At 59.0% G+C, this 261-nt stretch carries 1 protein-coding gene; it reads right to left on the bottom strand.

The features are described 5' to 3' along the window. On the bottom strand, positions 1 to 261 hold a 261-nt coding region (locus tag AACW06_RS20450), incomplete at both ends, for an Ig-like domain-containing protein (protein ID WP_192076412.1).

The raw sequence follows: 261 nt of genomic DNA, 5'->3' as shown, positions 1-261 counted from the left end.
TACTCACCACAGTTTCAACGCCGTCACTGTTCTCTGCCACGCTCACGCTGCCGTCCGCGGCATCCGCGATGGTAAGTGTTGGCGCCGCAGTTGGTGCGGTGGCGTCAAAATCAAACGTCACTGGCGCGCTGTCGCCACTGCTGTTGCCTGCGGCATCCGTAATGCTGCTGGTGATGCTGTAATTACCTTCCGCTGTCAAGCTTGGAATGGTGATGTCGGCGCTGCCATTGGCAAGATCCGCCGCCGTCACGGTGTAGGTTT

Origin of the sequence: Vibrio sp. S12_S33, assembly GCF_963889785.1 — a bacterium.
GTDB classification, from domain to species: Bacteria; Pseudomonadota; Gammaproteobacteria; order Enterobacterales; family Vibrionaceae; genus Vibrio; species Vibrio aestuarianus.
Note: the sequence above shows the minus strand (reverse complement) of the source record. Positions and strands in the feature narration are given on the sequence as shown.